This window comes from Paractinoplanes atraurantiacus, from assembly GCF_900215205.1.
Lineage (GTDB): Bacteria > Actinomycetota > Actinomycetes > Mycobacteriales > Micromonosporaceae > Actinoplanes > Actinoplanes atraurantiacus.
The window spans coordinates 233409-246606 of record NZ_OBDY01000007.1; the positions used below are offsets into that span (position 1 = coordinate 233409).

Genomic DNA, 13198 nt, shown 5'->3' on the forward strand with positions numbered 1-13198 from the left:
CCGTCCAATCAGTGCTTACTCGCCTTGATCACGTAAATGGCGGGCAACGCCCCGGCGGCGTCCCCGAGCCCCGCGTACAGCGCCGGCTCGGGGGCCTCGCGGAACGCGTCCAGCCGCAGTCCGGCGCCGACCAGCGCCATCACCACGTCACTGACCGGCCACACGAACATCGCCAGCTCCGGCGCGTCGGCCCGCCCGCGCGCACCCAGCGGTTTCTTGGCGTCGTCCTGTTCCCGGTTGGGGCGCCCGCGCCCGAAGTAGTCCCCGGCCACCGCCAGCCGCCCCGGCTCCCGGACGGCCAGCACCTCCCAGGCCGGGTGGTGGTCGCACAGCAGAACCGCGCCGCCCTTCCGTAGCCGTTCCGCGATCATCCGCGCGAACGGGACGAGGTCGGGCACCCAGCAGATCGCCCCCCAGCTGAGGTAGATCAGATCCAGCTCGACCAGGTCCTCCGGCGGCTCCAGCATGTCGGCCCGCCGGAAGTCGGCCGCGATGCCCGCCTCGGCCGCCCGGGCCCGGGCCTTCCCGATCGCCACGTCGGACAGGTCGACCCCGACGGCGTGCGCCCCGAGATTGCTCCAGGAGAGCACTTCATCCCCGTACGAACAAGCAAGCTGAACCACCCGCCGCCCGGTGACGTCACCGGCCAGCTCGACCTCGAAATCCGCGAGGGTGACGGCCCCGGCCCGGAGCCGCTGGACGGCGATCCCGTCCCGCCTGGCCGCGATGAGATTCCAGCCGGCCCGATTGCCCTCGACGAAGCCCGTCACGACATCTCCCCGGGAAACCGCGGCGTGGCCCAGCCGGCCCCCGCCCGAAAGCCGGTGTGGGTCCCGTCGAACGGAAAGTCCCCGGCCTCGATCAGCTTGACCACACGCTCCCCTTCGGCCCGGATCGCGTCGGCCCCCACCCGGTCGTAGTAGAGCGGATCACCGACGTGCCCGGCGAACTCGCCCTCGTCCTTCCACTGCCACTCGCGCTCGGCCGTGACCACATGGTCTGCCCCGCCGAGAACCGCACCGCGGCAGCGTACCGGCCGCCCGCGGCACCCGGCTCGCCTTTTACGCCTCGCCCGCTTCTTGCGCCGCGCCGGTCACCACAGGCAGCGGGCAATCGGGGCACGTGCAGTCGGTCAGGCTGTCGCAGCGGGCCTCGACGACCTCGGCCAGAGTGGCCCGGACCGACGCCAGATCGGCGATCTTCCGGTCGATCTCCGCGATCTTGTCGACGGCCCGCTGCCGCAGGCCGGGCGCCGGATGCCGCCGCCCGGCCTCCAGGAGCCCGGCCACCTCGTCCAGGCTGAACCCGAGCCGCTGCGCTGCCTTGATCACCTGAAGCAGTGCCACCGTCTCGTCCGGATAGAGCCGATGCCCGCCGTTGGAGCGCGCCGGTTTCGCCAGCAGCCCTCGCCGCTCGTAGTACCGCAGCGTCTGGATGTTGAGCCCGGCCCGCTCGGCCACCTCACCGGTCCGCATCACCGGGACCGCCCGATCAGCGCCGCGAGCACGTCCGCATGGCGCGGCGGGACCTCGATGTCCAGAAGAACCGTTCCACCCGGCTCGGCGGTGACGGTGAAGACGAAGAAGGAACAGCACTCGGACTCACGGCGGGTCAAATCGCGGACCGTCGCCGCCAGCCGGTCCGGCCCGGCGAGCCGCAGCCGCGCGTGGGTGTCGTCCACCGAATCCACCTCGCGGACGGCGGTGGAGAACAACTCGTCGAACTCGGCCAGCCGCAGGGGCCGCTCCGCGGTCGGCAGCGTGCAGGAATCGAACATGTCAGCCTCCTCACGCTCGACCGTAAGCCTGTACCCGGGTACCGGATGCAATAGTGTCCGGGCCATGACGCCGGACGATCTGGTGAGGGCCGCGCTGAACGTGGCCGAGGACGGCCTCACCCGTGGCGAACTCCCGATCGGCGCCGTCGTCGAGACGGGTGGCGAGATCATCGCCTCCGCCTTCACCCAGGAGGCCGCCCTGGGCCGCCGGCTCGTGCACGCCGACCTGCTGGCGATGATCGCCGCCGACGAGCGCCTCGGCTGGCAACCGCGCGCGCATCCGCTCCGGCTGGCGGTCACCCTGGAGCCCTGCCTGATGTGCATGGGCGCCGCCATGGCCCTGAAGGTCACCGACGTCTACTACGCCCTCGAGTCACCCGCCGACGGCGGCGCCGCCGTCGCCGCGGGCTGGCCGGTGAGCCCGGACCTGCCCTGGTACCTACCGCCGGCGATCACCGCAGGCATCCGCCGCCCCGAAGCCGTGAACCAATTTCGCCGCTACGCCGCGACGGCGCCGGACTCCGGCCTCCGCCGTTGGGCCCAGACCATGGCCGGCCGGTAAATCGCGTGCGTGGTGTGGCGGCTGTTCCGATACTCCACCCGTGATCAGTTCACAGCTGCTGCGGCCCCGTGCGCTGCGGCCCGGGGATCTCGTCGTGATCGCGGCGCTGTCCGGGCCGCTGCCCGCGGCGTACGAGGGCAATGTCGAGCAGACCCGGGTCGTGCTCGAGCGGATGGGGTTCCGGGTGCGCCGGTCGCCGCTGCTGCAAGTGGGGCGGCGGCGATGGTGGAGCGCGGCCACGCCGGCCGAGATCGCCGCCGAGCTCAACGGGCTTCTCCGCGACCCCGAGGTCAGAGCGATCGTCGCCAGCGACGGCGGCCAGACGGTGTTCGGCTATCTCGACCTCATCGACGTCGAGTCGGTGCGCGCCGATCCGAAGCCGATCCTCGGCTACAGCGACATCTCCCTGCTGCATCTGGTGCTGCACGCCCGTACGGGCCTGGCCGGATTTCACGCCGACATGGCGGTGCCCGGCTTCGGCGGGCACTGGCCGGCCGCGCCGGCGGCACGCCGGGCGGAGCTCGAGCAGTTGTACGCGCGGGTGCTGACCGGCACCGAGCCGATCGGGCCGCTGCCGGCGAGCCCGTCCTGGGAGTGCTGGCGTCCCGGGCGGGTGGAGGGCCCGCTGATCGGCGGCCTGATCAACCGGATCGCGCTGGTGCAGGCGACGCCGTTCGCGGTGCCGCCGGAACGGTTCGACGGCGCCGTGCTGTTCTGGGAGGAGATGGGCGGCCAGGCGTCGTACGTGTGGACCTATCTGCAGGTGCTGCGGCACAGCGGCATCCTGGACCGGATCGCCGGCATGGTCGTCGGCGTGCCGCGCGAGATCACCGGGCTCGACGCGCCCGGTGCGCTGGCCGAGATCGTGCTCGACGTGCTCGGCGACCGGGACATCCCGGTGCTCGGCAACGTCGAGATCGGGCACGCCGGCCCGAACCTGCCGATGCCGCTCGGCGTCCGCGCCGCCCTCGACGCCGGCCGGCGGACGTTGTCGCTGCTCGAGCCGGCCGTTCGGTGAGGCGGCGTACGTTGTCGCTGTTCGAACCGGCCGTTCGGTAGGGTGACGGCCGTGGAAGAGATCGACCGGGCGATCGTGAGCGCCCTGACCGCTGACGGGCGGCTGTCGTACACGGACCTGGCCGAGCGGGTCGGGCTCAGCGTGTCGGCGGTGCACCAGCGGGTGCGGCGCCTCGAGCAGCGGGGAGTGATCTCGGGCTACACGGCCAAGGTCTCGTACGAGGCCCTGGAGTTGCCCTTGACCGCGTTCGTGGCCATCCGGCCGTTCGACCCGTCGCAGCCGGACGACGCGCCGGAACGGCTGGCGCACCTGCCCGAGATCGACTCCTGCTACTCGGTGGCGGGGGAGGACTTCTACATGCTTCTCGTACGGGTGGGCAGCCCGGCCGACCTGGAACGCCTGCTCCAGGAGATCCGCACCGCCGCCAACGTCACCACGCGGACCACGGTGGTGCTCTCCACCCCGTACGAGAATCGCCCGCCCCGCATGCCCGACATCAGCGCGGACAGCTGACCCCCTTCGCCGGCACCGTCAGGTTGATCAGGTAGTCGTCGGTGATGTCGCGCATGCATTGACTGAGCGTGTACGACCCGTGCCCGGTTCCCTCATACGTGACCAGCACACCGCGCTGTCCCAGCTGACGTTCCACGTTCCGCGCCCAGTTCAGCCCGGTGGCCGGATCGTGCCGCGCATTGAGCAGCAGCAGCGGCACCCGGGTCCGCACGTCGAGGTCGTGCTGCGGATTCGTCACCCGCGGCCATCCCAGGCACATCGTCAGCGCGAACACCTGCGCCGGGAAATGGGTATTCGGCGCGACCCGTTCCGCCTGCCGCAGGATCCGCTGATATTCGGCGTACGACCGGACGGGCAGCGACCAGTCCGAGCAGAACGCCGGAATCACCACTCCCAGATTGCGGACGTGCTGTCCTTGCGCACCGCCGTCGAAGGCCTTGATCTGGGCCGCCAGCCGTTCGTACTCGCCGTCCTTGAGGAGTTTGTGGGTGATCGCGACCAGATCGAACGGCGTCATTCCGGCCCGCCCGGGATCGGCGAAGAGCCGCTGCCACGGCGCCGCGCATTCCGGGCAGGTGGCGATGAAGTCGCCGTACGCGTCCTCGAAAGCCCACGCCTGCGCGCTCAGGAACGAAGCCGTGCTGCGGCTGCTGTGGTCGGTCACGCTTTCCAGGACCATCGCCCGCACCCGCCCCGGATGACGAGACGCGTACTCCTGCCCGAGCAACGTCCCGTACGAGCTGCCGTGGAACGTCAATTGCTTCTCCCCGAGCGCTTTGCGCAGCGCCTCCACGTCCCGCACCGTGCTCAGCGTGTCCGCGTGCTGCCACACCGGCCCGGCCCGCCGCGCGCAATCGGCCCACAGCTCCCGGTTCAGCCGCAGCCTTTCCTCGAATTGCCCGGGCGAGGTCAGAACCGGGTCCATCGGTACGGGCTCACAATCCACCGCCGCGCTGCCGGCCACCCCGCGCGGATCGAAACTGACGATGTCGAACCGCGCCCGCAGATTCTTGAACCGCGACGACCCGTTCACCACCCGGTCCACCCCGGAGTCGCCCGGCCCGCCCGGCCCGAAGACCAGCGTTCCGACCTTGCGGTCCTGATCGTCCGCCGCCCTTTTCGCGACGGCGATCCCGATCGTGGCGCCGCCCGGCCGCGACCAGTCCACGGGCACGGTCAGGGTGGCGCACTGGGTGCCTTTCTCCGTGCCGCAGTCGTGCCAGTCCAGCCCCGGTGAGGTGGTCACCGGAACCGGCCCGGCGGCCACCAGGACAAAAGCGAGAAGCGTATGCATGCCTCGATGCTTCTCGATGCGCCCGGCCTCACGGATCAGGAATGACCCTTAATGTCGTCCTTCCGGTCCGGCACGACGAGCAGCACGGCCAGCCCCAGAATCAGCGCCAGCGCGATCACGTTGCCCACCTTGTGCGCCGTCGTGAACACCCCCAGATGCAACATGTGCCACAGGAAATGCACCACGGAGAACACGAGCCAGGCCCACCCGGTGACCCTCAGCTTCTCCACGGTCGGCGTACGCCACGCCCACACCGTGAAGACGAGAAGAGCCAGCATGGTCGCCCCGAAATCCCGTACCAAATGTTCGTTGTAGGGCCCGAGCAACGACACCCAGTGCCACCCCGCGATCGGAAAGTCGTTGTAGAACGACAGCGGAAAACCTCCGGCCCACACCCCGAGAACCGCCGCCAGAAACGCCAGAACACCCGCCACAACCCGCTTGCTTCGAAGAGTCACGCCGAATGGACGACCCCGCTCCCCGCTTCGTGACAGCCGTCCGCCCGTGCGGGCCGACGCCATGCATCTGCCGTTTCGGGCCAAGACGTTCGGCGCCACCGCCCTCTGGATGATGTATCACCTGGCGGATCCCGCCGCGCCCGATTCCAGGGGCACCGAACTTGTCGCGAGCCTGCTCCGGGATCGGGGCGAGACCGCCGCAGTGTGTGCCAGCGCGGGAAACCTGGGCTGGGCTCTCGGGTGGTCGGGTCGAAGTCGTGGCCTTGACGTGACGGTGGTGCCAGCTCGCAGGGCATCCGGGGCCAAGCTGGACCAGATAAGCGCGCTCGGCGCGACGCTTGAACTGGTTGACGGCGACCACGAGACGGCCCGGGAGCGGGCTGCGGCGACTGCATGGCAGCGCGGCATCCGGTCGGTCGAGGACAGTCTGGACATCGAGACATGCGAAGGCGCGGCCACCATCGGCTTGGAGTTGGTGGATCGTGCGGCCTCCGCCGACGCCGTCCTGATCGCAGTGGGTGGCGGCGCCATGGCCACCGGCGTCGGCCATGTCCTGAAGTCTTCGCGGCCCGAGGTCGAGGTGTGCTGGGCGATCTTCTGCAGGTCACCGACGACGCGGTCCTCGTCGACGAGACGTCTATCATCTCCGGCATACGCATGCTTCGAGAACACGCCGGGCTCGTCGTGGAACCGTCCGCAGCGCTCGGCGTGGCCGCCATGGTGGAAGATTCCGGCCGCTTCGCCGGCCGTAACGTGGTCACCATCATTTGTGGCAGCAACGTCGACATGGACGCCTACCATCGCTGGCTGCGCTCATAGGTTCAGCTCGGCCACACTCTGTCGCTTACCTTATCTCACAAGCGGTGCCGGAGCTCGCGGGCAAAGCCAGGGGACGGCCCGTGTCAGTCGTGGGCGGCGGCCGCGTGGCGGCCGGGCTCGTGGCGGCCGTGGTCCTCGGTCCTGCGGCGGGAGGACAGCACGTCCGTGAGGGCCGCGGCCAGGGCGACGACCACGAACGCCACGGTCAGCCAGAGCGCGCCGCGGAAGGCCGAACCCCAGTCGCCGCGGGAGTCGGCGAGGCGGGCGAAGAACAGGGCGCCCACCGCGGCGATGCCCATGGCCGTGCCGATGCGCTGGCCGGTCTGCAGGACCGCGCCGGCGCTGCCCGCCCGGGCCACCGGGACCTCCGAGAGCGACAAGTTCTGGTTCGGGCTGATCACCAGGCCGCTGCCGAGGCCGGCGATCAGCAGCGGCAGGGCGGCCGCCGCTCCCCCGCCGCGGCCCTCGACCAGGGTCAGCGCCACGTCGGTCGCCGCCAGCCCGGCCACCACCATGACCAGGCCGAGCACGACCAGGTGGCGGCCGTAGCGGTTGACGAAGCGGCCGCTGACCGCCGAGCCCACCGCCGAGCCGAGCGCGAACGGGGTCACGGCCAGGCCGGCCATCAGCGCGCTGTAGCCGAGGCCGCTCTGCAGGTAGAGCGTGTAGATGAAGAAGATGGTGGTGAAACCGGCGAAGTACAGCAGGCCGATCAGCGCGCCCAGCCCGTACGACCGGACCTTGAAAAGGCTCAGCTCGACCAGCGCCGTGCTGGTCCGGCCGAACCGGCGCTCCCACACGACGAACAGGGCCAGGATCACCGCTCCGGCCACGGCCAGCAGCCACTTCGTGTTGCCCTGCCACTCGCGCTCCTGCACCAGCGGCAGCAGGATCAGCACCACGCCGAGGCCGAGCAGGCCCACGCCGACCGGGTCGAGGCTTTCATGACGCTTGTCGGACTTGCGGGACGGGATCCACAGGCGGCCCAGGATCACGGCGACGACGCCGATCGGGATGTTCAGGTAGAAGATCCAGCGCCAGCCCTCGGACTCGCCGATGCCGGCGATCAGCAGGCCGCCCAGCAGCGGGCCGATCGCGGTGGAGATGCCGACCGTGGCGCCGAACAGGCCGAACGGGCGGGCCCGCTCCTTCGGCTCGAACATCTCCTGGATCAGGCCGGTGATCTGCGGGGTCATCACGCCCGCGGCGGCGCCCTGCACGAGCCGGGCGATGATCAGCCACAACGCGCTGGTGGCCAGGCCGGCGGCCGCGCTGGACAGGGTGAACAGCACCAGGCCGGCGATGAAGACGTTGCGGCGGCCGCGGGCGTCGCCGAAGCGGCCGGCCGGCACCAGCAGCAGGCCGAAGGTGAGCGCGTAGCCGGACAGGACCCACTGCAGCTCACCGGAGCTGAGCCGCAGCTCGTCGCGGATCGAGGGGAGGGCGACGTTGACGATGCTGACGTCGAGGAGGGTCATGAAGCCGGCGACGAGCGCCACGGCCAGGGCGCGCCAGCGCTGGGGATCCGATGTCACCGGTTCACCTTTCCCTTCTGGAAAGGGCCATAACCGTGGATCTAGTGTGTCTCCCATGACGTCGTTCGCGGTGATCGGGTCCGGGTGGCGGGCCGAGATGTTCTGGCGGCTGGCGGCGGCGCTGCCCGACGTCGAGTGTGTCGGCGCGGTCGTGCGGACCCCTCGTGAGCTGCCCGTTCCCACCTTCGCGACGCTGGACGAGATCCGGCCCGACTTCGTGGTCACGGCCGTGCCGTGGGCGGCCAACCCCGATGTGATCCTGCAGGCGGTGCAGCGCGGGCTGCCGGTGCTGGCCGAGACGCCGCCGGCGCCGGACGCGGCCAAGCTGCACGCGCTGTGGCAGCTGACCGGCGACACCGGGCTGGTTCAGGTGGCCGAGCAATATCTGCTGGTGCCCGCGCACGCGGCCCGGCTGGCGGCGGTCCGGGCGGGGCTGATCGGCGAGCCGACGCAGGTGCAGGTCTCGTCCACGCACATGTACCACGCGGTGTCGCTGATCCGCGGCTATCTCGGCCAGGGCCGCGGCCCGGTCACCGTGCGGGCCTCGCGGACGACGGCCCCGCTGGTCGATCCGCTGAACCGGGACGGCTGGACCGACTCTGATGATCCACAACCGGCCACCACCACGATCGCCACCCTCGACTTCGGGGACGGGCGGTCCGGGTTGTACGACTTCACGGACAACCAGTGGCACAACCAGCTGCGCTTCCGGCGGATCCTGGTCCGCGGCACCCACGGCGAGCTGCGCGACGACGAGATCGTCCGGCTGGCCGGTCCGCGCACGATCGTGCGCACTCCCCTGGTCCGCCGGCAGACCGGATACGACCTGGATCTCGACGACTTCGACACCGACACGATCACGTTCGGCGAGCGGGTCCTGTTCCGCAACCCGTTCCCCGGGCGCCGCTACAACGACGAGGAGATCGCCATCGCCACCCTGCTCGGGCGGATGGCCTCCTGGGTGCGCGGGGAGGGCCCGCCGCCCTATCCGCTGGCCGACGGCGCCCACGACCACCTCGTCGCGCTGGCGATCGAGGAGTCGGCGGACAGTGGTGAGACGGTGACCGTTGACGCCGCCGCGTGGTTTTAAGCTAAAGCATCGCCACCGTTTCCCGATGGGATCCGAGACGGCGCAATCCAGCCGTCCCGCAGAGCCGATCGGAGGGCGGATGACGACGCGAGCCGCTCGCGTGGGCTTCTGCGCGTGGATCGTCGCGCTGACCGCCCTCTATTACGCTTTTCCCGGCGGTCACCTCTACACCTGGGCTCTCATCGGTTACTCGAGCGCCGCCATGGTGCTGCTGGGTGCCCGGCTCAACCGGCCCGAGCACCGCCTGCCGTGGTATCTGATCTCGGCCGCGCTCGCCTTCTTCACCACCGGCGACACCTGGTACAACCTGATCCTCGCGCTGGGGCGCACCCCGCGCTTCCCGGGCCTGGCCGACCTGTTCTACCTGCTGGTCTACCCGCTGCTGACGGCCGGTTTCCTGCTGTTCGTCCGTTACCGGGGCACCGGCAGCAACCGGGCCGCGCTGCTCGACTCGCTCGTGCCCACGGTCGGGCTCGGCCTGCTCTCCTGGGTCTACTGGATCGCCCCGTTCACCCGCTCGCACGACCTGAGCCTGCTGGAAAAACTGGTCTCGATCGGCTACCCGCTGGGCGACGTGCTCGCGCTGGCCATGACGCTGCGCATGCTGGCCGCGCCCGGCCGGCGCCCGCGGGCGCTGACCGCGATCGGCGTCGCCATCGTCGGCCTGCTGGTCTCCGACATCTTCTACGGCCAGTCCCAGCTCAACAGCGACTGGTCGCTGGGTGGGCCGGTCGACTTCGGCTGGATCGTCTTCTACGCCGTCATGGGCTTCACGGCGCTGATGCCCTCGATGCGCGAGCTCTCCCGGGAGCAGCCGCCGCAGGTGAGCATCGAGATGGGCACCCGGCGCATCGTCTGGATGGCCGCCGCCGCGCTGATCGCGCCGGTGGTGCTCTACATCGAGTGGATGCACGGCCGCGAGATCGAGGCGGCCCGGCAGGGCGTCGTCGACGCTCCGGTGATCGCCGCCGCCGCGGCGCTGATGTTCCTGCTCGTGCTGGCCCGGGTCAACGGCCTGGCCGGCGCCCAGCGGCAGGCCCGCGCCCGCGAGCGCGCCCTGCGCCAGGCCGGCGCCATGCTGTTCTCGGCCGCCACCGAGCAGGACGCGGCCCGGGCCGTCCGCGACGCCGTGGCCACCCTCATGCCCGAGGACAAGCCCTACCGGCTCAGCCTCACCGCCGACGCCGGCGACGCCAGGCACGTGCCCGGCCTGCGGTTCATCACCGCGAGCGAACTTCCGGCCGGGGTGCCTTCGCACGGTTTCGACCATTTCCTGTACGCCACGACGCCGCTCCCGACCGGCCGCCTCGGCGCCGGGCTGCTCGGCGGCGACGGCGCGGTGCTGCGCGAGCTGCTGCCCTCCTTCGAGGCGTACCTCGCCCAGATCGAGGTCGTCATGCAGCGCATCGGCCTGACCGGCGAGGTCAACCGGCGCGAGAGCGAGGCGTACTTCCGCACTCTCATCCAGAACGCGACCGACGTCATCCTCATCGTCGGCGACGACGACCTGATCCGGTACGCGAGCCCGTCCGCCGGCACCGTCCTCGGCCACCCCGACCTCGAGGGCACCCCGCTGGCCGCGCTGATCGCGGTCAGTCACCACGAGGCGATGCGCGAGATCCTCGGCGGCCTGCGCGACGGCCAGGGTGAGCTCGACGGCCCCGACCTGGCCGTGCTGCGCGCCGACGGCTCGCTGCTGCAGGTCGAGTGCACCGGCCGCGATCTGCGCGACGACCCGACGGTGGGCGGGGTGGTGCTGACCGTCCGCGACGTCACCGAGCGCCGCCGCCTCGAGAAGGACCTGTCCCACCTGGCCTTCCACGACGGCCTGACCGGGCTGGCCAACCGGGTGCTGTTCCGCAACCGGCTCGACGAGGCCTTCGCCGCCGCGTCCGAGTCCGGGCTCACCCTGGGTGTGCTCTTCGTCGACCTCGACGATTTCAAGGAGGTCAACGACACCCTCGGGCACGCCGTCGGCGACGAGCTGCTGGTCGCCGTCGGCCGGCGCATCGACGAGATCGTCGGCACCACGGCCACGGCGGCCCGGATGGGCGGCGACGAGTTCGCCGTCCTGGTCGCCGGCGACCCCGAGGCCGTCGCCGCCCGCCTCGTCGAAGCCCTGGCCGTGCCGGTGGAGGTCGGCGACGGCCTCGGCGGCACCCACATCGTCAGCGGCGCGGCCAGCGTCGGCGTCGCCACCAACGGCGACGCCGGCTCACCGACCGAACTGCTGCGCCACGCCGACCTGGCCCTCTACCAGGCCAAGGGCTCCGACAAGGGCACCTGGCAGCGGTACCGGCCGGAGCTGCACACCGAGATGGTGCAGCGCCTCGAGACGCGGGCCGCGCTGTACGAGGCGATCGACGACGACCAGCTGCGGGTCATGTACCAGCCCATCGTCGACCTGCCCACCGGCGCCATCGTCGCCGTGGAGGCGCTGGTCCGCTGGCAGCACCCCACCCGGGGGCTGCTCGGCCCGTACCACTTCATCGAGGTCGCCGAGGAGAGCGGCGCCATCGTGCCGATCGGCGGCTGGGTGCTGCGCGAGGCCCTCGGGCAGCTCGCGGCGTGGAAGGCGGCCGAGCCGGAGATGACGCTGCGCTACGTCAGCGTGAACGTGTCGGCCCGCCAGTTCCGCACGCCCGGCTTCGTCGACCAGGTCCGCCAGGCGATCACCGAGGCCGGCGCCAAGCCCGAGTGGCTGCTGCTGGAGATCACCGAGAGCCTCCTGCTGCGCGACGCCGACCAGGTCGCGAACGACCTGCACACGCTGCGGGCCCTCGGGGTGCGCATCGCGATCGACGACTTCGGCACGGGCTATTCGTCGCTGAGCTACCTGCGGCAGATGCCCGTCGACGTGCTCAAGGTCGACAAGTCGTTCATCGACGACATCCTCGGCAGCGAGCAGCAGCGGGCGCTGGTCGACGCGATCGTCACCCTGGCCCGCAACCTCGACCTGGCCGTGGTGGCCGAGGGCATCGAGGACGCCGGTCAGCGGGCCGCGCTGGTGGAGATGGACTGCCCGTACGGTCAGGGCTACCACTTCTCCAAGCCGGTGTGGCCGGACGAGATCCCACCCCTGGCCCACGACGCTCAGACGTTGGTCGCGTCCCCGGCGCGAGGGTAATCCGGGTTAATCGCTGGCGGTCATGGGCGGCGACAGGGCAGGGTCGAGGCGTGCTGGAGAATCCCGTGTGGGCCGCCCTCTCCGGGCCGCAGGCCTGCTTCGCCGAGGCGTCCGGGGACGCCGCCCGCTATCAGCCCGAGTTCTCGCCGTTCGCCGCCCTGTCCGACCCGGACGATCCGGCGGCCTGGCGTGACCTGGCCACCCTCACCGACCGGGCGCTGCTCACCGGCCCGTCGATCACCCCGCTCGAGGGCTGGGAGACGGTCGGCGGCACCACCGGCGCGCAGATGGCCGGCCACGGCATGACCGGCGTCCCCGACGAGGAAGCGGTCGTGCTCACCGAGACCGACGTGCCCGAGATCCTCGACCTGATCGAGCGCGCCCAGCCCGGCCCGTTCGGCAAACGCACGGTCGAGCTCGGGCGCTATCTGGGCATCCGCCACGAGGGCCGCCTGATCGCCATGGCCGGCGAGCGTTTCCAGCTGCCGGGCTGGACCGAGGTCAGCGCCGTGTGCACCGACCCCGACTTCCGGGGCCGCGGCCTGGGCGCCCGGCTCACCATGGCCGTCGCGGCCGCCATCCTGGAGCGCGGCGACCTGCCGTTCCTGCACGTCAGCGCGGAAAACCTGGGAGCCATCCGCCTCTACGAGCGGCTCGGCTTCCAGGTCGACCACGAGGTCGTGTTCGCCGCGGTGCGGCGGTCACTCGCCTAGAGCGCCGTCCGGGTCGGGGGTGGCGCCGCCGTTGTCGGCGAAGCGGTCCTTGAGGTCGCCGATCTGCTGGAGCACGTCGGCGAGCTCCCCGCGGACGCGTTCGAGCCGGTTCTGCTGGTCGTGCGGCAGCCCGCCGCCGTGGTCGTGGCTGACCAGCGTCGACTCGGCCTCCTCGAGCTCCTCCCGGCGGGTGTGCAGGCGGTTGAGCTCGGTGGCGTACTCGGTCTGCGTGATCTTCTCTGGTTGCATGGCCGTCGTTTCCCCAGAAACGACGGCCATGACACGCGACCCG

14 protein-coding genes and 1 pseudogene are annotated in these 13198 nt (G+C 71.1%); 7 read left to right on the top strand and 8 right to left on the bottom strand.

Going from position 1 to position 13198, the window contains the following annotated elements; translation table 11 throughout:
- Positions 1-8 precede the first annotated feature (8 nt).
- From CRP55_RS18935 to CRP55_RS18950, 4 genes are all read right to left on the bottom strand, one after another.
- A complete protein-coding gene (locus CRP55_RS18935) occupies positions 9-770 on the bottom strand; it encodes a class I SAM-dependent methyltransferase (RefSeq protein ID WP_143234729.1) in 762 nt (253 codons plus the stop codon).
- Positions 767-994 (bottom strand): DUF402 domain-containing protein, encoded by a 228-nt coding sequence (locus CRP55_RS18940; RefSeq protein WP_097321411.1) that lies wholly within the window; start codon positions 992-994, stop codon positions 767-769. Before CRP55_RS18940 ends, CRP55_RS18935 begins: the two co-directional genes overlap by 4 nt.
- Before the next feature lie 67 nt (positions 995-1061).
- Positions 1062-1475: a MerR family transcriptional regulator gene (locus CRP55_RS18945; protein ID WP_097321412.1), complete on the bottom strand. Its 414-nt coding sequence runs from the start codon at positions 1473-1475 to the stop codon at positions 1062-1064.
- Positions 1475-1777, bottom strand: a complete 303-nt coding sequence (locus CRP55_RS18950) for a hypothetical protein (RefSeq protein ID WP_097321413.1) — start codon at positions 1775-1777, stop codon at positions 1475-1477. Before CRP55_RS18950 ends, CRP55_RS18945 begins: the two co-directional genes overlap by 1 nt.
- Positions 1778-1841: 64 nt before the next feature.
- Between CRP55_RS18950 and CRP55_RS18955 the strand changes: the two genes are divergently transcribed.
- Genes CRP55_RS18955 through CRP55_RS18965 form a run of 3 tightly spaced genes read left to right on the top strand, consistent with a single transcriptional unit; the run spans position 1842 to position 3870 of the window.
- Positions 1842-2339 carry a nucleoside deaminase gene (locus CRP55_RS18955; RefSeq protein ID WP_218854621.1) on the top strand — a complete coding sequence of 166 codons (498 nt, stop codon included), beginning with the start codon at positions 1842-1844 and terminating at the stop codon, positions 2337-2339.
- Positions 2340-2379: 40 nt separating this feature from the next.
- Positions 2380-3357, top strand: coding sequence for a S66 peptidase family protein (locus tag CRP55_RS18960; RefSeq protein ID WP_097321415.1), 978 nt, complete (start codon positions 2380-2382; stop codon positions 3355-3357).
- A gap of 51 nt (positions 3358-3408) precedes the next feature.
- Positions 3409-3870 carry an Lrp/AsnC family transcriptional regulator gene (locus CRP55_RS18965; RefSeq protein ID WP_097321544.1) on the top strand — a complete coding sequence of 154 codons (462 nt, stop codon included), beginning with the start codon at positions 3409-3411 and terminating at the stop codon, positions 3868-3870.
- Here CRP55_RS18965 and CRP55_RS18970 read toward each other — a convergent pair.
- The gene (locus CRP55_RS18970) at positions 3854-5164 is read right to left on the bottom strand and encodes an alpha/beta hydrolase (RefSeq protein WP_097321416.1); all 1311 of its coding nucleotides are present in this window, start codon (positions 5162-5164) and stop codon (positions 3854-3856) included. The two genes, CRP55_RS18965 and CRP55_RS18970, sit on opposite strands and share 17 nt — an antisense overlap.
- Positions 5165-5199: 35 nt before the next feature.
- Entirely contained in the window at positions 5200-5598 is a 399-nt protein-coding gene (locus CRP55_RS18975) for a hypothetical protein (RefSeq protein WP_245923155.1), read from the bottom strand.
- A gap of 136 nt (positions 5599-5734) precedes the next feature.
- On the opposite strand from CRP55_RS18975, the pseudogene CRP55_RS55995 reads away from it, so the two are divergent.
- Positions 5735-6441, top strand: a pseudogene (locus CRP55_RS55995) (pyridoxal-phosphate dependent enzyme).
- Between the two features lie 83 nt (positions 6442-6524).
- Here the strand turns inward: CRP55_RS55995 and CRP55_RS18985 are convergent.
- Positions 6525-8033, bottom strand: a complete 1509-nt coding sequence (locus tag CRP55_RS18985; protein ID WP_097321418.1) for an MFS transporter — start codon at positions 8031-8033, stop codon at positions 6525-6527.
- On the opposite strand from CRP55_RS18985, the gene CRP55_RS18990 reads away from it, so the two are divergent.
- The 3 genes from CRP55_RS18990 to CRP55_RS19000 all read left to right on the top strand — a co-directional run bounded on the left by CRP55_RS18990 (position 8032) and on the right by CRP55_RS19000 (position 12906).
- Positions 8032-9066: a Gfo/Idh/MocA family protein gene (locus tag CRP55_RS18990; protein WP_097321419.1), complete on the top strand. Its 1035-nt coding sequence runs from the start codon at positions 8032-8034 to the stop codon at positions 9064-9066. The genes CRP55_RS18985 and CRP55_RS18990 overlap by 2 nt on opposite strands.
- Positions 9067-9145: 79 nt before the next feature.
- Positions 9146-12193, top strand: a complete 3048-nt coding sequence (locus tag CRP55_RS18995) for a putative bifunctional diguanylate cyclase/phosphodiesterase (protein ID WP_097321420.1) — start codon at positions 9146-9148, stop codon at positions 12191-12193.
- Positions 12194-12243: 50 nt separating this feature from the next.
- Positions 12244-12906 carry a GNAT family N-acetyltransferase gene (locus CRP55_RS19000; RefSeq protein WP_097321421.1) on the top strand — a complete coding sequence of 221 codons (663 nt, stop codon included), beginning with the start codon at positions 12244-12246 and terminating at the stop codon, positions 12904-12906.
- Here the strand turns inward: CRP55_RS19000 and CRP55_RS19005 are convergent.
- Positions 12895-13155 (bottom strand): hypothetical protein, encoded by a 261-nt coding sequence (locus tag CRP55_RS19005; protein ID WP_097321422.1) that lies wholly within the window; start codon positions 13153-13155, stop codon positions 12895-12897. The two genes, CRP55_RS19000 and CRP55_RS19005, sit on opposite strands and share 12 nt — an antisense overlap.
- Between the last annotated feature and the right edge of the window lie 43 nt (positions 13156-13198).